This window comes from Nostoc sp. NOS(2021), assembly GCF_017115025.1.
In the GTDB taxonomy this organism is placed as follows: domain Bacteria; phylum Cyanobacteriota; class Cyanobacteriia; order Cyanobacteriales; family Nostocaceae; genus Nostoc.
Map to the genome: position 1 here is coordinate 1 of NZ_JABXKM010000031.1, position 19,116 is coordinate 19,116.

At 42.1% G+C, this 19,116-nt stretch carries 19 protein-coding genes and 2 pseudogenes; 8 read left to right on the forward strand and 13 right to left on the reverse strand.

Features of this window, described 5'->3' with window-relative positions:
• Nucleotides 1-140: 140 nt before the first annotated feature.
• Both HWQ41_RS03000 and HWQ41_RS03005 read right to left on the reverse strand, forming a co-directional pair.
• Entirely contained in the window at nt 141-1,220 is a 1,080-nt protein-coding gene (locus HWQ41_RS03000) for a hypothetical protein (RefSeq protein WP_292759808.1), read from the reverse strand.
• Nucleotides 1,221-1,273: 53 nt separating this feature from the next.
• Nucleotides 1,274-2,257 (reverse strand): hypothetical protein, encoded by a 984-nt coding sequence (locus HWQ41_RS03005; RefSeq protein ID WP_292759810.1) that lies wholly within the window; start codon nt 2,255-2,257, stop codon nt 1,274-1,276.
• A 680-nt stretch (nt 2,258-2,937) separates the two neighbouring features.
• Between HWQ41_RS03005 and HWQ41_RS03010 the strand changes: the two genes are divergently transcribed.
• The 5 genes from HWQ41_RS03010 to HWQ41_RS03030 all read left to right on the forward strand — a co-directional run bounded on the left by HWQ41_RS03010 (nt 2,938) and on the right by HWQ41_RS03030 (nt 8,596).
• On the forward strand, nt 2,938-3,690 hold the full coding sequence (locus tag HWQ41_RS03010) for a response regulator transcription factor (protein WP_292759812.1): 753 nt from the start codon (nt 2,938-2,940) through the stop codon (nt 3,688-3,690).
• Between the two features lie 53 nt (nt 3,691-3,743).
• Complete coding sequence (locus HWQ41_RS03015) at nt 3,744-5,066, forward strand: ATP-binding protein (protein ID WP_292759814.1); 1,323 nt, start codon at nt 3,744-3,746, stop codon at nt 5,064-5,066.
• A 28-nt stretch (nt 5,067-5,094) separates the two neighbouring features.
• Nucleotides 5,095-5,763, forward strand: coding sequence for a phosphate signaling complex protein PhoU (phoU, locus tag HWQ41_RS03020; RefSeq protein ID WP_292759816.1), 669 nt, complete (start codon nt 5,095-5,097; stop codon nt 5,761-5,763).
• A gap of 415 nt (nt 5,764-6,178) precedes the next feature.
• On the forward strand, nt 6,179-6,808 hold the full coding sequence (locus HWQ41_RS03025) for a Crp/Fnr family transcriptional regulator (RefSeq protein WP_292759818.1): 630 nt from the start codon (nt 6,179-6,181) through the stop codon (nt 6,806-6,808).
• A 126-nt stretch (nt 6,809-6,934) separates the two neighbouring features.
• Nucleotides 6,935-8,596: an iron uptake porin gene (locus HWQ41_RS03030; protein WP_292759820.1), complete on the forward strand. Its 1,662-nt coding sequence runs from the start codon at nt 6,935-6,937 to the stop codon at nt 8,594-8,596.
• A 155-nt stretch (nt 8,597-8,751) separates the two neighbouring features.
• On the opposite strand, the gene HWQ41_RS03035 is transcribed toward HWQ41_RS03030, so the two are convergent.
• Nucleotides 8,752-9,012: a hypothetical protein gene (locus HWQ41_RS03035; RefSeq protein ID WP_292759822.1), complete on the reverse strand. Its 261-nt coding sequence runs from the start codon at nt 9,010-9,012 to the stop codon at nt 8,752-8,754.
• A 242-nt stretch (nt 9,013-9,254) separates the two neighbouring features.
• Between HWQ41_RS03035 and HWQ41_RS03040 the strand changes: the two genes are divergently transcribed.
• The 3 genes from HWQ41_RS03040 to HWQ41_RS03050 all read left to right on the forward strand — a co-directional run bounded on the left by HWQ41_RS03040 (nt 9,255) and on the right by HWQ41_RS03050 (nt 11,704).
• Nucleotides 9,255-10,445, forward strand: a complete 1,191-nt coding sequence (locus HWQ41_RS03040) for a transposase (RefSeq protein WP_292759824.1) — start codon at nt 9,255-9,257, stop codon at nt 10,443-10,445.
• Nucleotides 10,446-10,515: 70 nt separating this feature from the next.
• The gene (locus tag HWQ41_RS03045; RefSeq protein ID WP_292759825.1) at nt 10,516-11,121 is read left to right on the forward strand and encodes a DUF3318 domain-containing protein; all 606 of its coding nucleotides are present in this window, start codon (nt 10,516-10,518) and stop codon (nt 11,119-11,121) included.
• Nucleotides 11,122-11,512: 391 nt separating this feature from the next.
• Nucleotides 11,513-11,704 carry a hypothetical protein gene (locus HWQ41_RS03050; protein ID WP_292759827.1) on the forward strand — a complete coding sequence of 64 codons (192 nt, stop codon included), beginning with the start codon at nt 11,513-11,515 and terminating at the stop codon, nt 11,702-11,704.
• 188 nt (nt 11,705-11,892) lie between these two features.
• On the opposite strand, the gene HWQ41_RS03055 is transcribed toward HWQ41_RS03050, so the two are convergent.
• The 10 genes and pseudogenes from HWQ41_RS03055 to fabF all read right to left on the reverse strand — a co-directional run bounded on the left by HWQ41_RS03055 (nt 11,893) and on the right by fabF (nt 18,874).
• Nucleotides 11,893-12,297: a hypothetical protein gene (locus tag HWQ41_RS03055; RefSeq protein ID WP_292759829.1), complete on the reverse strand. Its 405-nt coding sequence runs from the start codon at nt 12,295-12,297 to the stop codon at nt 11,893-11,895.
• Nucleotides 12,298-12,632: 335 nt separating this feature from the next.
• A pseudogene (locus HWQ41_RS03060) lies at nt 12,633-12,851 on the reverse strand (Uma2 family endonuclease); the annotation flags it as partial.
• Between the two features lie 121 nt (nt 12,852-12,972).
• Nucleotides 12,973-13,266: a hypothetical protein gene (locus HWQ41_RS03065; protein ID WP_292759831.1), complete on the reverse strand. Its 294-nt coding sequence runs from the start codon at nt 13,264-13,266 to the stop codon at nt 12,973-12,975.
• Nucleotides 13,267-13,297: 31 nt separating this feature from the next.
• Nucleotides 13,298-13,705 carry a type II toxin-antitoxin system VapC family toxin gene (locus HWQ41_RS03070; RefSeq protein ID WP_292759833.1) on the reverse strand — a complete coding sequence of 136 codons (408 nt, stop codon included), beginning with the start codon at nt 13,703-13,705 and terminating at the stop codon, nt 13,298-13,300.
• A gap of 5 nt (nt 13,706-13,710) precedes the next feature.
• Nucleotides 13,711-14,013, reverse strand: coding sequence for a hypothetical protein (locus tag HWQ41_RS03075; protein WP_292759835.1), 303 nt, complete (start codon nt 14,011-14,013; stop codon nt 13,711-13,713).
• 34 nt (nt 14,014-14,047) lie between these two features.
• On the reverse strand, nt 14,048-14,350 hold the full coding sequence (locus tag HWQ41_RS03080) for a hypothetical protein (RefSeq protein WP_292759836.1): 303 nt from the start codon (nt 14,348-14,350) through the stop codon (nt 14,048-14,050).
• A 29-nt stretch (nt 14,351-14,379) separates the two neighbouring features.
• A pseudogene (locus HWQ41_RS03085) lies at nt 14,380-14,478 on the reverse strand (VapC toxin family PIN domain ribonuclease); the annotation flags it as partial.
• 407 nt (nt 14,479-14,885) lie between these two features.
• The gene (locus HWQ41_RS03090; protein ID WP_292759838.1) at nt 14,886-15,113 is read right to left on the reverse strand and encodes a hypothetical protein; all 228 of its coding nucleotides are present in this window, start codon (nt 15,111-15,113) and stop codon (nt 14,886-14,888) included.
• Between the two features lie 230 nt (nt 15,114-15,343).
• Nucleotides 15,344-17,371, reverse strand: coding sequence for a transketolase (tkt, locus tag HWQ41_RS03095; RefSeq protein ID WP_292759840.1), 2,028 nt, complete (start codon nt 17,369-17,371; stop codon nt 15,344-15,346).
• Between the two features lie 252 nt (nt 17,372-17,623).
• The gene (gene fabF / locus HWQ41_RS03100; protein WP_292759842.1) at nt 17,624-18,874 is read right to left on the reverse strand and encodes a beta-ketoacyl-ACP synthase II; all 1,251 of its coding nucleotides are present in this window, start codon (nt 18,872-18,874) and stop codon (nt 17,624-17,626) included.
• Nucleotides 18,875-19,116: the final 242 nt, after the last annotated feature.

The following is a 19,116-nucleotide window of genomic DNA, read 5'->3' on the forward strand; positions in this document are numbered from 1 at the left end:
ACCCCTCCCCGCAGGCGGGGAGACGAAGCGTAGCTTTGGCGGGGTGGGGTTCTTCGAGTTTAATTTTAATAAGTAATCAAGCGGACATGAGATGATTCCTGATTCCTGAATTCTGACTCCTAAATTCTGACGAAATCAGCTTATTTATTTTTCACTTGAGTCTTCGCCTGTTCTAAAGCTATTTCTTTGATTGCCTGGTATGAATTAACATTTGAATTACCTTCAATAGCTTTAACCGCCAAATCCTGAACTTGTTTGAGAGCCGATTCAAGTTGTTTAGAAAGATTTTGAATCCGCGTCTCTTGATTAGTAATAGTTTGTTCTAGAGATTGCAGTCTTTGTTCAGAGAAACGCTTTTGCCCTTCCACTTCTTTAGAATATAAATCTGATTTTACTTTAGCTTGGTAGTGGGCGATGCCTTTGCCTTCTTCTGTAGCTTTCTTTATCGCTGCTTCTTTGTCTTTCGGAAAAGCCTCTACCTGAGCTTTTAATTCTTCAAATTGTTTCTCTCTCTCAGAAATTACTTTCTCTCGTTCAGCCCACTGTTTTTCTGTTTCTTGTAGTAATTCTTCCAGTTCTTTATATAGTGCTTTCTGCTCTTGTTCGTATTCGCCACTTGCCAGTTGTCGCTGGAGTTCCAAATTATACTTATACTCTGACGCATCGCGTTGTCGAGTTTTATTCAAGTTTTCATTCCGTTCTTTTATCGCCCGTTGCTGTTCCTCTTGTTCTTTTCCCCAAGTATTCCTTTGTTCTAGTATTTCTTGGAATAACACTTCCGAACGCTGGCTATATTCTTCTTGATAAGCTTTGGTATTATCTTCATAGGCTTGGATGAGAGTATCCAAGATATCATCAGAAATTTCCAAATTGTGCAACTGTCTTAATTGTTGGATTTCTTCTTCTAAAGTTCGCCTGATTTCTTCTAACTTAGAGGCTTTTGTGGTTAGCTGTTCCGATAATTCATTAGCAGAACTACCAAAACCTAATTGAATCTTCGCCAAGCTTTCAATTGTATTATTCATCTTTTCTTGGACACTAGAAAGCTGATTCATAGCTGTTTTTTGTTCTAATTTAGGCTGTTCTTTAGTTCCAGACTGGTTTTCTTTGCCAACTTCATCGAGTTGCGATTTCAGCGCTGCTTTTTCTTGAACTAACTCCTCATACGCCTGAAGAATTTCTACTTTAGTATTCTTATCACTCGGTTTTTTTACCACCACAACAAACCTCCTCTTCAGGAATTAAAAATGATTAAGATCCTACAGACTCGTAACTATTTAGGATTAGAACTACCAAAAGCCCTCATAGCTAAGTCTTGTGATTGTTTTAATGCAGTTTGCAATTGAGCAGAAATACCTTCTATTTGCTCAGACTGTTTCTTAATTGTTTCTTCCAGAGATTGAATTTTTAGTTCATAACTCTGTTTATTAGCTTCCCACTCTTTATCAAATAAATCAGCCTCAACTTTAGCTTTTTGACTTGTTTCTTTAATTGCCTCTTCTCTAGCTTTCTTAACGGCTTCTTCCAGTTCGTTAGGAAATGTAGCTACTTTTTGTTGATAGTCTGCAAAGAGTGGTTGACGTTCAGCGAATATCTTTTCTCGTTCTGCCCAATCTTTCTCTTGATTTTGAGAATTTTCTTGTATTTCCCTTTGTTGTTGGCGTTTTATCGCTTCGTAGCTGTCTGTATTGAGTTTACGAGTAGTTTCTAACTTATACTGAGATTCTTCTTGTTCTTGCTGGCGATCTTTGGCTAATAAATCGTTATATACTTGGAGTTCTTCCTCATATTCTGCTTGCTCTCTTTGCCATTCTTTCCGCCTGATTGTAATTTCTTTCTCTAGTGCTTCCCTTTTGCTGATAGTATCTTGTTCTAGGGTTTTTAATTTTTCTTGGTGTTCTTGACTTAAAATGTCTAGAGTATCCGCTACAACTCTGATTTGTTGAAACTCTTGTAGGCGTTGAGTTTCAATTTCTATAGCTCGGTTCAATTCATCTAACTTGGAATTTTCCTCAGCTAGTTTTTCAGATAATGCGTTGAGAATACTGCCAAACTCCAATTGTAAATCAGCTAAACCTTTGACAATACTATCAACAGTGTATGCAGAAGCCGCTTGCAGAATTTCTTGACTTTTTGCCTTTTCTGCTTCCTCTTGTTTGGTTGCTATTTTAGATTCCAGCTTTTTTCTTTGGATAATAATTTGTTGAAATGCTTGCATTAGTTGTTGTTTGCTGTCCTTGACTCCAACTATAGTCATCTTCCAACCCCCTTCGATAGGCAATAATTTTTTGGGTAGCAAGCCATACCAAGGACTACCCTATGCAGACATCAGGGTAGCCTTTGAACCAACATTTTTAGCGCAGTGGAAATACTGAAATTTTCAACATCTGACACTTAGTTGGGGTACGATTTTTCCACATACGTGTCCTTCTGTTTTTCAGGTATAGTTTTTCCTTTGAGCTTCTTAGTACTTTTGTACTAAAGCAAATATACCCAACTTAAACTGCTCTTGTCAAGACAATCCTTCATCGAAAGCGGCTATCACCTGCTCCCTATTGTTAAAAGCTTGCAGCCACGGTGATTTATGATTTAGCACGCCGCTGTGGCATACATTACTTCCTGACTGGTTCCCAGCCTGGAGGCTGGGAAACGATTCTGGGAGGCTCCGCCTCCTCTTTCTTGACGAGAGGCAGAGCCTATGAGAATACATTCCCAGCCGGGAGGCTGGGAACGAGGCTACACAAGCCTTTAGGCTTTACAAGCGTGCCATTACAGCCATAGTGATTTATGATTTAGAGGCCGCTGTGGTATATGTTACTTTTTGTAAATAAAATCTAAAAGAATTAACCCTAGTAGAAGCGCGGTTGCAGTAAGGCTAGATAATAGATTCAATCATCCTAATTGATACAAGCACAGTCCCAGACTTTTGTGATATCAATGTATACCAGTGAATCGACCAAATATTCTGCCAGAACGGACATTGGACAAACCAGCCGTATTCTAGTAGTAGAAGATGAAGAATTAATCCAGGAAATGCTAGCTGTAGCCCTGGAAGAGGAAGGTTATGGGGTGATAACTGCCCCCGATGGGCGGTCTGCTATGGAGTATCTCAAAAGTTTTGAAACTAACTCAGGGGAACTTCCTTTTGATCTGATTATCCTTGATTTGATGCTGCCTCAAATCAATGGGCTAGATATTTGCCGTTTGTTGCGTCATCAAGGAAACCCAGTACCAATTTTAATGCTCAGTGCTAAGGGTAGTGAAACCGATCGCGTTCTGGGGTTAGAGGTGGGAGCAGATGACTACCTGACTAAACCCTTTAGTATGCGCGAGTTAGTGGCTCGTTGTCGCGCTTTACTCCGCCGCCAACGCCTAAGTAATTTACCACAAATACCAGTATTAAAATTCAAGGATGTCACCTTGAATCCCCAAGAATGTCGGGTGCTGGTTCGTGGTCAAGAGGTGAGTCTTTCCCCCAAAGAGTTCCGCTTGCTGGAACTGTTTATGAGTTATGCCCGTCGGGTATGGTCACGGGAACAATTGCTCGATCAGGTTTGGGGGCCAGATTTCGTCGGCGATAGTAAAACCGTAGACGTTCACATTCGGTGGTTGCGCGAAAAATTAGAGCAAGATCCTAGTCATCCCGAATATATTGTGACTGTACGAGGTTTTGGCTATAGGTTTGGATAATTAGTTTAGATAGTTGTTAGTTTTTAATAGTCACCAAGAAACTAACAACTCAAATGCTCTTATTGGGATTTTTTCTGGGTTTAGCGGTAGGCATTGGGTTTTGGGTTTGGCAACAGGTTCAACTTAAGCGCTACATGGGGCGCTTACTCCGACCGTTAACCTCGCATTCTGACAAGATGGGACTGCTGCTGATTCCTGGGTTGCGGCAGGAAATAGCGATGGTGAAACAGCACCGGCAAGATTTGCAGCAGTCGTTGCAAACTTACCAAGACCTGCTAGATTTTGCACCAGTGGGATACTTGCAGGTGGATGAGGAAAATCAACTGCTGTGGTGTAATCGACAGGCGCAGGAAATTTTGTATCTGCAAAGGTGGCAACCAGAACAGGTGCGCTTGTTACTAGAGTTGGTACGATCTTACGAACTTGACCATTTAATTGAGCAAACTCGTGATCGGCAAAAACCACAGATGGGAGAATGGGTATTTCATCCATCTTTTGATGATGCGGCAGAGATGCCAACAATAAAATCTTTGGCTTTACGGGCGTCTAGCTTGCCTTTACCCAATGGACAAGTGGGAGTCTTTTTAGAAAATCGTCAACCCCTATTAGATATAAATCAAATACGCGATCGCTCTTTTTCTGATCTAGCACACGAACTCAGAACGCCGCTAACTTCGATTCGCTTGGTTGTAGAAACTTTACAAAACCGCTTGGAACCACCTTTAAATCGCTGGGTTAACCGCCTAATGCAAGAAGTTGACCGACTGATTAACTTGGTACAAAGCTGGTTAGAACTTACCCAAATGGAAGCAAACCCAAACATGCAATTGCAAGCCAAAGCTGTAGAATTGCGATCGCTGATTGCATCTGTTTGGGAAACACTAGAACCCTTGGCAGGGCGCCAAAGTCTGTCTTTTTCTTATTCGGGCCCAGAAAATCTGTGGATTAAGGCAGATAAAGCCCGTATTTACCAAGTTTTTCTCAACTTGCTGGACAATAGCATTAAGTACAGTCCTCCTGGTACAAGCATTCACGTCCAAGCAAAAATTCAATCAACGAATAATGGGGGCGATACTGCTTCCCCAATCCTGGAAATAAATCTTATTGATTCTGGAGTCGGGTTTTCTGAGGCAGATTTACCCCACATTTTTGAGCGATTTTATCGAGGAGATAAAGCGCGAACGCATTCCCCCCAAGATAGTAACTCCATAGGGGCGATCGTTGGAAATGGGTTAGGTTTAGCGATCGTTGAGCAAATTCTGATCGCCCACGGTGGTTCAATCAAAGCGATGAACCATCCAGAAACTGGTGGTGCGTGGATGCAACTCCAATTTCGTGAAGTTATGGCAAACTCCCTAAGCCAAGACTATAGTTAGTAATATCTTCACCTTTGAGACAATAAGTGTGAAAGCTATCGATTATAGTCCCAATCCTCAAAGACCCCAACTCGCACGCGCCATTAGGCGCTTAGAACGTGATGTATTACGCATGGGTGCTTTGGTAGAACAATCATTTCGCCTCAGCCACCAAGCATTATTTGCTCGTAACTTAACAGCAGCTGAGGAACTTCCCCGATTAGATAAAAAGATTGATCGCTTTTATAGACAAATCGAATCAGACTGTACGGCGATTATGACGCTGCAAGCGCCTACGGCTCAAGATTTGCGCTGCTTGAGTGCCTTTATGCAACTGGTGCGAGACTTAGAGCGCATTGGCGATTATGCTGAGGATTTAGCTGAGATTGCGATTAAAATTTTTCCTTATCCACCTCATACGTCTTTGCCAGACATTGAAGCTATGTCCCTTCACGCGCAGGCGATGCTAGCAACTAGCTTGAAGGCTTTGGGAGATTTCGATGAAGCCGGTGGACGGCGTTTAAAGCATCTAGATGATACTGTAGACGATGCCTACGATCGCGTTTATCAGACTTTAGCCCAACAACGCGATGTCCCAGGCGTAGTCGAGCCAATTATACTGCTAGCACTGGCGATTCGTTGTCTGGAACGCATGGCAGATCATGCCACTAATATCGGTCAAAGGGTAGCATATATAGTCACCGGTCAACGCTCTTAATTGACGTGCTGTCCAGAACCCCGACTTCTTGAAAAAGTCGGGGTTCTAAATTCAGTTGAAGTAAACACCATTCCACCTACTCTCTTCATAATTATTTGCGCCTACATATTTACTTAGTCTTCAGAAAATACTAAATAATTAAAAATAAGTTAACTAAATATTTTACTAAAAGCTTACCTCTTCTTAAACTTGCACAATTAAAGTAACGGATAAACAACTAAAAAATTCCGGGTCTAATCTCACTGATAGATACCTCAAACCAGAAGTTGTTTCCATGAGAAAATTTTGAGTTAGCTCTAGCTCTGATTGAGAAGAATACACCTTCAGATATATAGGTAAATTTGGATATAAATTATTAGAGTTTATTAATCATTGTAAATAGCGAGATTCCCTGATAATTATATAGTTACTGTTAATGATATATTCCACAAGTCCGACTTCAAACTCTTCTGCCGTGTCTAATAGCTCTGCTTTGGGCGGACAATTACCCCAGCAGATATTTACCCGTAGGGAAGTAATTCCACTTCAAAATGACGTACTTTGGCGTATTGAGCACGGTGCAGTTCGTACCTTAACGTGGAGTGAAGACGGAACATTCATCACTCTCGGTTATTGGGGCTTAGGGGATCTGATTGGCTATCCTTTGTCTAAAGTCAAGCCCTACCAGATTGAATGTCTCACTGGCGTGGAAGTAAGCATTGTGCCACCTCATCTGTGGCATCAAGATATTAATGCTTTGTTGTCTCACATTCAACAGGCAGAGGATCTACTAAGCATTGTGCATCGAAAACCAATTTCGCTACGTTTATGGCAGTTTTTGGTGTGGTTAAGTGAAAAATTTGGACGTGATGTAGATAAGGGCAAGCTAATTGATCTAAATGTTACCCATCAAGATATTGCTGAAGTCTTAAATACCACACGAGTAACAGTTACCCGGCTCCTACAACAGTTGGAGGAAGAAGGAACAGTTTTACGTCACAAACGCCGCATTATTTTGCGCTCACCAAATAAATTAATTAAAAATTATGGTTCAGCAGTATGCTAAATGACTTGTATTTATCACATGAGATCGGTATAATCATGACGGTGATTGTGTGTAAAATTCCTGAAAGTAAAGTGTTTTAAGCATTTTACCGTGATTGGATTAGTAGGTGTGAGTGAGAGTAAAAATATGACAAAACGATTCTGGAATCTTTTTAAGGTTAGTCCGGTTGTTGTAGCTGCTACGTTTTTTGTTGCGAATAGCGCCTTAGCTGCTGAAGTCAACAAACAGGTAACAAATGTTGCCGATTTATCTGAAGCTCAAGAGTCTAACAACATGAGTCAGGTAACATCAGTTTCGCAATTTTCGGATGTGCAGCCCACAGATTGGGCATTCCAAGCTTTACAATCCTTAGTTGAGCGCTACGGCTGTATTGCAGGTTATCCCAACGGTACTTATCGCGGGAACCGTGCTTTGACCCGTTATGAATTTGCCGCAGGTTTGAATGCCTGTCTAAACCGGGTGAATGAACTGATTGCGACAAGTACTGCCGATTTGGTCAGCAAACAAGACCTGGCTACTTTACAGCGCTTACAAGAAGAATATTCTGCTGAACTAGCAACCCTCCGCGGTCGTGTCGATGGATTAGAAGCCCGCACTTCGGAGTTGGAAGCTAATCAGTTCTCTACTACCACCAAGTTGGTTGGGGAAGCAATTTTCAACGTGTCTGATGCTTTTGGTGATAGAGCCGCAGCTCAAGTTGGTAATCCAACTCGAAACTTGGATTCCAACACTGTTTTCTCTGACCGGGTGCGTTTAAACTTGTACAGCAGTTTCACTGGTACAGATCGGTTGCAAATCCGTCTGCAAGCTGGGAATATACTCCCAAACAACACTATCACGGGTACTAACGAGACCCGCTTGGGCTTTGATGTCGGTGCTCCCAACAACAACAGCGTTATCATTGATAAAATAAATTATGCTTTCAACTTTAGCAATGCAGTACGCGTCAAAGTTGATGTTAGCAATAGTGAGTTATACGAAAACGTCGAAGTCTTCAACCCGGACTTTAGGAGCAGTGCTACAGGTGCTATTTCTCGGTATGGACGTTTCAGCCCTATCTACCGTCAAGGTCAGAATGGTGCTGGATTGACTGTGACTTTGAATCCTAACGGTCCTATTAGTTTGACTGGTGCTTATCTAGCAGAAAACACTAATAACGGTAATGTTGTTAATGCCTTTGGTCCTAATAATCCCGGCCCTAATAACGGGCTGTTCAATGGTGATAATACTATCTTCGGACAGTTATCTTTCAAACTCAACAAAGCTTTTAATATTGGTCTGACCTACGCCCGCACCTACCAGGCTGGCAATGCTAACAACAACCTCTTCCAATCTACAGGTAGTATTTTTGCCAACAATCCCTTTGGGGCTGCTACTCGCACTGAATCCAACAATTACGGTGTAGAGGGTACTTTCCAATTTAGCTCTAAGTTTGCTCTTAGTGGTTGGGGAGGTTACACAACAGCTGATGCTATTACTGGTGCTAATGCTGGTAGAGACGCAGATATTTGGTACTGGGCTGGATCACTTGCTCTGAGGGATTTTGGTGGAAAAGGCAACGTCTTGGGTATTGTCTTTGGTCAACCACCCAGAGTCACTGGTGGTAGCATAAAAACAGGTAATAACTTCGACAGCAATCCTTCTTATCACTTAGAGGGTCTTTACAAGTTCAAGGTCTCCGATAATATTCAAGTCACCCCTGGCTTGCTGGTAATCTTCAATCCAGAGAATAACGACAACAATGACACTGAATATGTAGGCACTCTACGTACTACCTTCAGCTTCTAAAATTGGTGATGAAATATAAAGCTCAGAATTAGATAAACAAAACCCCACCTTTAAGTGGGGTTTTGTTTAGATTTTTCAATCTAGGGGAACCATCATCATAGTCCATACCTCTGGTTTGGCATTTTAATAAATCCACATTCATCTGAAAAAATTGGCTATGTGGGATTATAATCTGGTTGACTAGATATATCTTTTGGGGGGCGATCGCTACTCCAAGCCCACCACACAGAACCACAGTGGCAATAGTAGAACTCCTGCCATTTGCGACGATGGTCTTCTGTAAGTACAGGCGATCGCCGATTTAGCCAAACTTTTTCAGCTTCCAGGCTACTTGAGCGGCAGCTAGGACAGCAAAACTCGTAGGCGTGTGTTGCTTCATTCGTCCATTCAGGCGGGATAGAAACAAAAGCGTCCATGATTGATTAGGACAGGGAGTAGGGAGTAGGGAGTGGGGAGTAGTATTGAAAAACGCTGTTAAACGACACAATCAGTATTCTCACAAATCAAAGATTAACACGATTGATAACTAAAATAGTTACCGAAAATTTGAGTAAAAGCCCCGTCCTTTCAGGACGGCAATATAATTGTATTTTCTTGCTATTTTTGATTATCTTATGAAGACTATGCTATCATAAGAGCAAGATAAACAGAAAATTCCATGTTAGTTTTTGAGTTCAAAACCTACGGCAAAGCAAGACAGTTTAAAGCAATTGATGAAGCTATCCGAACAACCCAGTTTATTCGGAATAAAGCGATTAGATTGTGGATGGACGGTCAAGCTTCGTCTTGGGTTGAACTCTCACGGCATTGTGCATTATTGGCGAAAGAGTTTCCTTTTGCAAATAAATTAAACTCAATGGCTAGACAAGCGGCAGCCGAACGAGCATGGGCTGCTATATCTCGGTTCTACGACAATTGCAAGAAAAAAATATTAGGTAAAAAGGGGTATCCAACTTTTCAAAAAGATTGTAGAAGCGTGGAGTATAAATCAACTGGCTGGAAGTTGTCAGAAAACAGAAAGTCTATTGTCTTTAGCGATAAAAATCAGATTGGTAAATTAAAACTAAAAGGTACTCGTGACCTGAATTTTTATCAGCCCGAGCAAATAAAGCGTGTCCGGTTAGTGAAACGTGCAGAGGGCTATTATGTCCAGTTTTCCATATCCGTAGATCGCAAAGAAGACATAGATCCGACTCATCGAACAGTTGGGCTAGATGTAGGACTAGAAAGCTTTTATACCGATTCCCTTGGAAATAAAGTTGAAAATCCTCGGTTCTATCGAACTGCGGAACAGAAAATGAAACGGTCACAAAGACTTGTTTTTCGGAAAGTTAAAGGTTCTAGTAACAGACGTAAAGCTAGAACTAGATTAGGTAGAGTTCACCTCAAAATAAGTAGACAGCGTAAAGACCATGCCGTGAAGTTGGCAAGGTGCGTAATCACATCAAACGATGTAGTCGTCTATGAAGACTTGAGGATTAAGAACATGGCAAAAAATCACTGTCTAGCGAAGTCAATCAATGATGCTGGATGGTATCAATTTAGAGTTTGGTTGGAGTATTTTGGAAAGGTATTTAAACGGATTACTATTGCTGTAAATCCTGCCTATACCTCGCAGGAGTGTTCTAACTGCGGCTCCATTGTCAAAAAGTCACTATCTACTCGGACACACGTTTGTCAGTGCGGATGCAAACTGGATAGAGATCACAACGCCTCTCTAAATATTCTTAATTTAGGATTGGGTACGGTAGGGCATACCGGAACCTTTGCGCTGGACGCAAGCAACGCTTCAAGAGATTCAACCTCTACTTTAGCTGGAGTAATCCTGTTAGAGCAAGCTGTCTCGTAGATAGAAGAATCCCTGTACCTGTGATTGTCAGGGAGTGTCAACATGCACATTATGGCTAATAATTAAATTTATGGAGCCAAATGTTGAAATTCGCCGTTTGTTAGATGTGATGCCTGCTTCTGGTCGGATGACGACAAAACTTGTTAGTAAGCCGCAGCAAGCAAAAGTGATTGATGCCTCTTTTCCCCAACCCTGGAATCAGGCGCGACCGATATATATTAATTTTGATTTGTGGCATCGCTTGACAAAGCCGCAACGAGATTTGCTGCTGTTGCAGATGGTTAGCTGGTTGACGGGGGTGAAGTGGTTTAAACCTGACATTTATCAAGGTGTGGTGCTGGCTGGGCTATTAGGCGGATTCTTGGAAGCAGCACAGCCAGATGTGGTAGGTGTAGCCGTAGCTGGGGGATTAAGTGCGATCGCCGCTTGGAGGATCTGGCGCACTAATAAATCTCAAGAGTCAGAGTTAAATGCCGATGCAGCAGCAATTAAAATAGCACAACGACGCGGTTATTCGGAAGCAGAAGCAGCACAACACCTGTTATCTGCAATTGAAGCGGTAGCTAAAATTGAAGGACATTCCAGTTTAAATTTTACTGAGTTGATTCGTTGCCAAAACTTACGAGCGATCGCGGGTTTATCACCAGTGGGTATGCCAGAAAGTTATGATAAGTAGAAGAAATGTCTCTGCTGCCCATTTGTAGCAACATTTAAAGTGAAAAGTCTTTATGTGGGTTTTTGACAGCGAGCGATCGCAAAACGTCTAAATTTCAGATGCGCTTTGGTCTTGTCTAAGTTTAATTTTTAGGATAATTTATAATTTTTAGGATAATTTATCGTTTTTTAGAAGGCTTTGTACATTTAGCCCAAGGCTTCTAGGGTTTAGGCGACGAGGTGCAAGACGTGAGGCTATTCTACACTCGAATAAGAGAATTTGTGTTTAACTGACTTAGGATGTCAGAAACTGGGGAGTTTTGTCATAGCTTCTCGGTGTTGCTTATGAAGTGCTTACCTCGTGTGGTAAAACTTAACTTAAATTCTGTCAGTTACTAACGGAGTTGATAGGAATGGGTACCTTAATTGTTATTGGCTTGATAGTGGTTTACGGAGGCGGTGTTTGGAAGTTTTGGAATGGGTTTGCGCGGACTAATTTTAATCCGACTTGGACTAATCGCATTGGTTTATCTTTGCTATGGCCAGCTTTGTTTATTACAAATCAATCCTATCGTCGAAACTTTAGAAAGGCGTTAAAGGGCTAGAGTTTACTATTAAGTCTAATGTCATCCGATGCTGACGGTGGCATATATCTCAATACAAATCTAACCCCCCAACCTCCCTTCCCTAGTAGGCAAGGGAGGTTGGGTTTGCTCCTTTTAGGAAGCAGAGGAATTAGGGAGGGATAAGTTCGTTAACCGTTGGAAAATATTTCAACTGATGAATTTACGAATTAGTGGCCATTGGTTAATAGATGAATTGCTCCACCTACAGCCGCGCCATCGACAGCATTGCCAAGGGTATCTTTGCGATCGCCAGTAATTACGCCAGTCAATGCGCTAGCCCCTGCACCAACTCCGACATCTTGACCAAGGTTCCGGTGACGGCGATTGCGAGTGTTTCTCAGACCATTGGCACCATTGACGGCTGCGCCAGTCACACCACCCTTCGCAGCATTGCCTAATACACTACCATTTCCCCTAACAGCTCCGGTTACAACATTGGTAACAGCGCCAATACCTACATCTCTTAGTACTTGGTCATCAGCAGCAGCAGGTTTGGCGGGAACTAAGGTGACACCAGCTAAACTTGCAGCCATGAGGCTGGGTAGAAGTGTGCGTTTTAGGATATTATTCATTGTGTTACCTTCTCAAAACATCAAACAATTGGCTAAAAACCAAAGTTACTAAGGTCGGATAAAATCTGATTTTTTTATCTGAACAACAGCAACTATTTATTGTTCGAGAACATCTATATCATCGCATTTGGAAACTCATCACTGCATCTACTGAAAGCATGAATATAGATTCAGTCCAGAGAAGGTCTTGGTGATTTATTAGGTAATGCTGGGGATTACCTATTGACAAAATTAATCAAATATGCAGTGTCGATTTTTTCATTAATAGCAAGGGATTTATAATGATAAATCGCGTCGTGTTTACCCTATCTATCTAAAGATAGTTGCCAAAATAATTAAACTAACTCATCGGGGTTAATATTTAATTCTCTTAGTTTAGCAGCCAAGCGTTGCGTAGGCGTAGCCCGTTGTAGACATCGCTCCCATCCTGTTTGTAGCAAATTACCCTGATTATTGCACCAGCGCAACCAAGGTAATTCTAGATTCTGATAGCGGCCTTGCCAAATTCCTAATTCCACGCCCATCGGTTCAATAGGATAATGTCCGCGTTCATTGACAGAGTATCGGCGATTCTTCTCCGAGAAAACGCACGTCCTCTAGCTTATTATTTATCTTTTGATTCTTCTTCAAAATAGCCGTTAATATATTCGTGTCGAGAAGATAGCCCATTTATCCCTATCTCCTTTCTACTGCTGTATTAAACATCTCTATTTGCTCTGCTGTTAAATCATTTAATGTCCCAGAAACTGCCTCTATTACTAAAATACTATCAATTCTGTCTGTCAATTCCCCATCAGAAAGAACATTTATAAATTCTGGTGAAAACTTATCCAACAATCTAATTAAATGTTGAATAATTTCTTGTTTATCTAATCTTTCCTGATAGAGACTATTACCTTGAATCAAGTTATCGACAATTTTTGATATACGTGCGATCGCAATATCTCTTTCCCGCGCAACTTCCTGCATAAAGACCTCCAAATGATTCAATATATTATATTTATGATATTAACACCCAATTTTCTAAATTAATTCCCTGCACTCTCAGCAAATCAGAATCATTGGAAACCAGAATTAAACCGCGTGCGATCGCTGTCGCTGCTATCAATATATCTTGCTCTTGGATAGTAAACCCCCTACATTGTAAATCCACATGGATTTCACATGCTCTCTCAATAATTTCTATATCATCCAAGAATAAAACTTCATATTTTCTATAAAACTGATTAAATTCTGCTAGCTGCCTCGTAGCATTTGCATACAAAAGCCCTCTTTTAACTTCATAATAAGTTATGCAACTGATAAACACTTCTTGTCCCGAACGATTAGCATCTCGTAGTTTATTAGCAACAGTTGCATTTCTCCTCAAAATGTAACTAACAATATTTGTATCTAATAAATAAGTCACTTTGCCTATTTTCGTTTTACTGCTTCATCATACATTTTGATTTGCTCTGGTGTTAAATCATTTAACGTACCAGAAACTGCCTCTAACACAATAATCTTATCAATTCTGCGTGTTAAATCATTATCTTTAATAGCTCTCATTTCTTCAGGAGAAAACTGCCCAAATAGGTCTACCAACATTTCAATCATCTCCTGTTTTTTTAACTTTACAAGGTATAGACTATTACCTTTAAATAAATTTTCGACTATTGGCGAGATGCGGTTTATAAGCTCATGATTGTAGCTATATTCTTGCACAACTTCCTGCATAAAGACCTCCAAGTTTGGGATTAAATATATTTGTCTATTTTCGTTTTACTGCTTCATCGTACATTTTTATTTGCTCTGGAGTTAAATCATTTAACGTACCTGAAACTCCCTCTAAAATTAAGATACTATCAATTCTGTCTGTCAAATCATCATCTTTAATTTGCCTCATTTCTTCTGGTGAGAATTGCCAAAATAGTTCAACTAACATTTGAATCATTTCTCGTTGGTTTAACTTTACTTGATATAAACTATTACCTTTAAATAAATTTTCGACTATTGGCGAGATGCGGTTTATAAGCTCATGATTGTAGCTATATTCTTGCACAACTTCCTGCATAAAGACCTCCAAAATTTGGATTAAATATATTATATTTCTGATATTAACACCCAATTTTCTAAATTAATCCCTTGCACTCTCAGCAAATCAGAATCATTTGAAACGAGAATTAAACCGTGTGCGATCGCTGCTTCTCTCTCCATAAAATTCCTGTATAAATCCCTGTCATTTTTGTACTGATTTACTATAATTATAATTACTTTACCTCAATTGAAAAAAAGGGTGAACATCATGCCCACCCACATAAATTAGAAATTAATTTGTTGCTATTAACCCAAAACTTTCTTCGCTGTTGCTAACACATTGGGGATTTGACAAAATCATACATCGCTGTATTTTCAAATAGATTGATTGAACCATTGCCAGACACGCTTCAAAAACGATTGTTCTTGAGAGTATGAGAATTTTGCACGTAACCGATCGTTATAAACTTGCATATTCTCACCCGTTTCCGTCCAAACAAGTTCAAGGCACGGTACATGAGTTTTACAACCTGTACAAAAGCTCATATCTGCTGAATATAAATATGGGTTCTTTAAATAGCTGCGAATAATCTCTTCTGGCATTCCAGTGTAACTATCGCATTTAGCATGATAATAAATACATGGAATTCTAGAGAAGCTTGTTCGCACTCGTCCGGGGGTAAGGTGACATACTCATTTTGTTGACCATCTGGACGTAACTTTAAATGTTCTTGGTGATGCCTTAGGTAATCTTCTTCATCCAACCATTCATGGCAAAATTCACATCGGTACTTTTTCATTGTCTACCCTAATCGATTTAAATATGATGCTTAATTATTCAAATCCAACACGACAAAAATTTGATTGAGAATACAATCTACAGACATAGTTAGGTTTGATTCTCTACATTTTCATTATTCCCAAAATAAATATAAAAATTAAAGCTTACATAAATAAAAAAGCTTCGTAAAAAAAAAGGCGGGCAAGATGCCCACCCCACAAAAAAAATTTTGAGAATATTCTGTTGCTATTAACCCAACAATTGTTTAGCCTTAGCTAACACGTTATCAACGCTAAAGCCAAACTTCTCTAAACAAACATTGCCTGGAGCCGAAGCACCAAAGCGATCAATACTAACAGTATCGCCTTCAGTACCTATGTACTTGTGCCAACCGAAACTGCTACCAGCTTCTACAGACAAACGCTTGGTGACAGCTTTCGGCAAAACAGACTCTCTATAAGCTGCATCCTGTGCTTCAAACAGTTCCCACGAAGGTAGCGAGACGACACGAACTTTCTTACCTTCAGCCGTGAGTTTTTCGGCTGCGCTAACGGCGAGGCTCAGTTCTGAACCAGTGCCAATCAAGATAATCTCAGGTGTACCTTGGCTATCCACCACGGTATATCCACCCTTCGCCACGCCCTCAACCGATGTACCTGGCAAGTTGGGGACGTTTTGACGGGTGAACGCCAACAGAGACGGAGCGTTTTGCTTCGCCTTTTCGATCGCTATTTTATAAGCGCCAGAGGTTTCGTTACCGTCTGCGGGACGAAACACGGTTAAATTAGGAATGGCTCGCAAGGAAGCGAGAGTTTCAATGGGTTGGTGTGTGGGGCCATCTTCACCTTGTCCAATGGAATCGTGAGTCATCACCCAAATTACGCCAGCTTGGGAAAGGGCGGATAAGCGGATGGCAGCACGCATATAATCTGTGAAGATTAAGAAGGTAGCGCCGTAGGGAATTAATCCCGAAGCGTGCAGCGCTATACCATTACAGATTGCGCCCATACCATGTTCCCGCACCCCAAAGTGGATGTTGGGGTTTTGGTATTGCCCTTTTTGGAAGTCGCCCTTGCCTTTGATTTCTGTCAGGTTGGAGTGAGTCAAGTCAGCTGAACCACCAATCAATTCAGGTAAAACCGCCGCTAGTTTGTTGAGGCAGGTTTCTGAGTGTTTGCGGGTGGGCAATCCTTTGTCTTCGGGGGTGTAGGTGGGTAGTACTTTATCCCAACCATCGGGCAGCTTGCCGCTTATGTAGCGTTCAAATTCAGCGGCTTCTGGGGCATACTTAGCTTTGTAGTCCGCAAATGTTTTGTTCCATTCGGTTTCGTAACCTGCGCCACGTTCCACTGCTTTCCGCGTGTGGTTGAGGGCCTCTTCTGGGACTACAAAAGGCTCGTATTCCCAACCCAAATTTTTCCGAGTCAATGCTATTTCGTCTCCACCAAGGGCAGCGCCGTGAACACCAGCAGTGTTTGCTTTATTGGGTGAACCGTAACCAATGGTGGTTGTTACCTTAATGAAAGAAGGTTTATCGGTTACAGTTTTGGCTGCTTCAATTGCTTTTTCAATCGCCGCTAAATCGGTATTGCCGTCCTTGACGTGTTGGACGTGCCAACCGTATGCTTCAAATCGCTTGGAAACATCTTCGGTGAATGCCACATCTGTGGAACCGTCGATGGAGATGTGGTTGTCGTCGTACAGAGCAATGAGTTTACCTAATCCCAAGTGCCCCGCGAAAGAAGCAGCTTCGCCGGAAATTCCTTCCATGTTGCAACCGTCACCTACAATTACGTAGGTGTAATGGTCAACAATCTTGGTATCGGGTTTGTTAAATTTAGCGGCAAGGTGCGCCTCCGCGATCGCTAAACCGACTGCATTGGCAATTCCCTGACCTAGTGGCCCGGTGGTGACTTCCACGCCTGGGGTCATGAAGTTTTCGGGGTGTCCAGGGGTTTTGGACTCCCATTGACGGAATTGCTTGATATCTTCAATGCTGACGCTATCGTAGCCTGTTAAGTAAAGCAGGGCGTACTGCAACATCGAGCCATGACCGGCAGACAAGACAAAGCGATCGCGGTTAAACCATTTGGGATTCTTGGGGTTAAACTTCAAAAAGCGATCCCAAAGTACAAAAGCCATCGGAGCCGCGCCCATTGGTAGTCCTGGGTGTCCCGAATTTGCCTTTTCTACGGCATCAACAGCCAAGAAGCGGATCGAGTTAATACAAAGTTCTTCGAGGGACAGTTCTTTGAGGGATTGGGTTGCAACAGTCATAATCTCTTGTTTTTAACGACGGGTTAGCATTGTTGGTAGCTTCTCTTGCTGGGGTTATTTTAGATTCCCCACAGTATCCTCATCATCCCATTCCCGCTTGTGGATGGACAAGCGGGATCTCCTGAGTTTGTGGTGATAAATCAAGCTGATAATTGGGTCATGCTGAACGCTTAAGTTATATCGGAATGATATTTCTGATACTTTTGGCACAGTCATCTCAGGAGAGCCGACTAACAATCAAATGGGAAATTTTTAGAGGTATTTCTTAAAGGCTAGTGTGACATTATGACCCCCAAACCCAAAAGAATTGGATATTGCCACCTCGACTTTTTGAGCGCGGCTAGAGTTAGGCACGTAATCTAAGTCACACACTGGATCGGGATTTTCCAGATTGATTGTCGGTGGAATTTGGTCATTAGCGATCGCTAGTACTGTTGCTACTGCTTCAATACCTCCAGAACCGCCCAATAAATGACCTGTCATTGATTTGGTGGAGCTAATTGCCACCTTATAGGCATATTCTCCCAAGGCTTTTTTGATTGCTGAGGTTTCAGTTGAATCATTAGCTGGGGTGCTAGTGCCGTGGGCATTAATGTAGCTGATCTCTTCGGGCGTTACTCGTGCATCCTTGAGGGCTAGTTCGATCGCTCTAGCTGCTCCAAGTCCACCAGGTACGGGGGAGGTGATATGGTAGGCGTCACAGGTCATACCATAGCCGATCATTTCGGCATAAATGTGAGCGCCGCGACTGATTGCATGTTGCAGTTCTTCTAGAATTAAAATTCCTGAACCTTCACCCAAGACAAATCCGTTGCGATCGCGGTCAAAGGGACGGCAAGCATGAGCTGGATCATCATTGCGAAAAGATAGTGCCTTGCAGGCGGCAAACCCAGCTATCGACAATGGTGTTACAGCTGACTCCGTTCCCCCGCAAATCATCGCCTGGGCATACCCCCCTTGAATTAAGCGAAAAGCATCTCCGATGGCGTTGGAGCCTGCGGCGCAGGCAGTTACAGGACAGGAGTTTGGCCCTTTAGCACCCGTGTGAATTGCCGTTAATCCTGCGGCCATATTGGCGATCATCATCGGGATCATGAATGGACTACAGCGATCGGGGCCACGGTTGAGGTAGATAGTTTGCTGGTCTTCTAATACCTTGATGCCACCAACGCCAGAACCGATCATGACACCTACCTGTTCTGCATTCAGGTCATTGATCACTAACTCCGCGTTAGATAGAGCCTGTTTTGCTGCCGCAACCCCAAATTGGGCAAATCGATCCATGCGCTTGGCCTCTTTGCGTTCCAAGTAATCATGTGGATCGAAGTTTTTCACTTCACCAGCAATGCGGCAATCATGGCGAGACGCATCAAATAATGTGATGTAGTCAATGCCATTGCGTCCACTCAATAATCCATCCCAATATTCTGTTGCTGTGTTACCTATAGGTGTAATCGCGCCAACACCAGTTACAACAACGCGTTTACGTGTATGATCTGTCATGATTCAGTTAAAAATGGCGAAAAAGCAGCAGGCAAAAAATTCGAGACTAGCGACTAGGTACTGGTGAGCCAGCGAGGTACGAGCGTCACCCGAAGGGTCTTAAAGATTTCCTTTATGAGCGACTGGCATCGGATTTCCCGACTTAGAGCGACTGGCGTTAGTGTCAGCGTTAGCGACGTTCCTAACGTCAACCTTCGGGTGACTAGGTGCTGAAGAAAAATCTCCCCAATCCCCAATCCCCC

Bases quoted from the DNA above. Each gene is read 5' to 3' on its own strand.
- HWQ41_RS03030 (WP_292759820.1), top strand. From the start codon at position 6,935: ATGACAAAACGATTCTGGAATCTTTTTAAGGTTAGTCCGGTTGTTGTA.
- HWQ41_RS03050 (WP_292759827.1), top strand. From the start codon at position 11,513: ATGGGTACCTTAATTGTTATTGGCTTGATAGTGGTTTACGGAGGCGGT.
- fabF (WP_292759842.1), bottom strand. From the start codon at position 18,874: ATGACAGATCATACACGTAAACGCGTTGTTGTAACTGGTGTTGGCGCG.
- HWQ41_RS03090 (WP_292759838.1), bottom strand. From the start codon at position 15,113: ATGAAAAAGTACCGATGTGAATTTTGCCATGAATGGTTGGATGAAGAA.
- HWQ41_RS03035 (WP_292759822.1), bottom strand. From the start codon at position 9,012: ATGGACGCTTTTGTTTCTATCCCGCCTGAATGGACGAATGAAGCAACA.
- HWQ41_RS03015 (WP_292759814.1), top strand. From the start codon at position 3,744: ATGCTCTTATTGGGATTTTTTCTGGGTTTAGCGGTAGGCATTGGGTTT.
- HWQ41_RS03075 (WP_292759835.1), bottom strand. From the start codon at position 14,013: ATGCAGGAAGTTGTGCAAGAATATAGCTACAATCATGAGCTTATAAAC.
- HWQ41_RS03055 (WP_292759829.1), bottom strand. From the start codon at position 12,297: ATGAATAATATCCTAAAACGCACACTTCTACCCAGCCTCATGGCTGCA.
- HWQ41_RS03080 (WP_292759836.1), bottom strand. From the start codon at position 14,350: ATGCAGGAAGTTGTGCAAGAATATAGCTACAATCATGAGCTTATAAAC.
- HWQ41_RS03045 (WP_292759825.1), top strand. From the start codon at position 10,516: ATGGAGCCAAATGTTGAAATTCGCCGTTTGTTAGATGTGATGCCTGCT.
- HWQ41_RS03005 (WP_292759810.1), bottom strand. From the start codon at position 2,257: ATGACTATAGTTGGAGTCAAGGACAGCAAACAACAACTAATGCAAGCA.
- HWQ41_RS03065 (WP_292759831.1), bottom strand. From the start codon at position 13,266: ATGCAGGAAGTTGCGCGGGAAAGAGATATTGCGATCGCACGTATATCA.
- HWQ41_RS03025 (WP_292759818.1), top strand. From the start codon at position 6,179: ATGATATATTCCACAAGTCCGACTTCAAACTCTTCTGCCGTGTCTAAT.
- HWQ41_RS03040 (WP_292759824.1), top strand. From the start codon at position 9,255: ATGTTAGTTTTTGAGTTCAAAACCTACGGCAAAGCAAGACAGTTTAAA.
- tkt (WP_292759840.1), bottom strand. From the start codon at position 17,371: ATGACTGTTGCAACCCAATCCCTCAAAGAACTGTCCCTCGAAGAACTT.
- HWQ41_RS03010 (WP_292759812.1), top strand. From the start codon at position 2,938: ATGTATACCAGTGAATCGACCAAATATTCTGCCAGAACGGACATTGGA.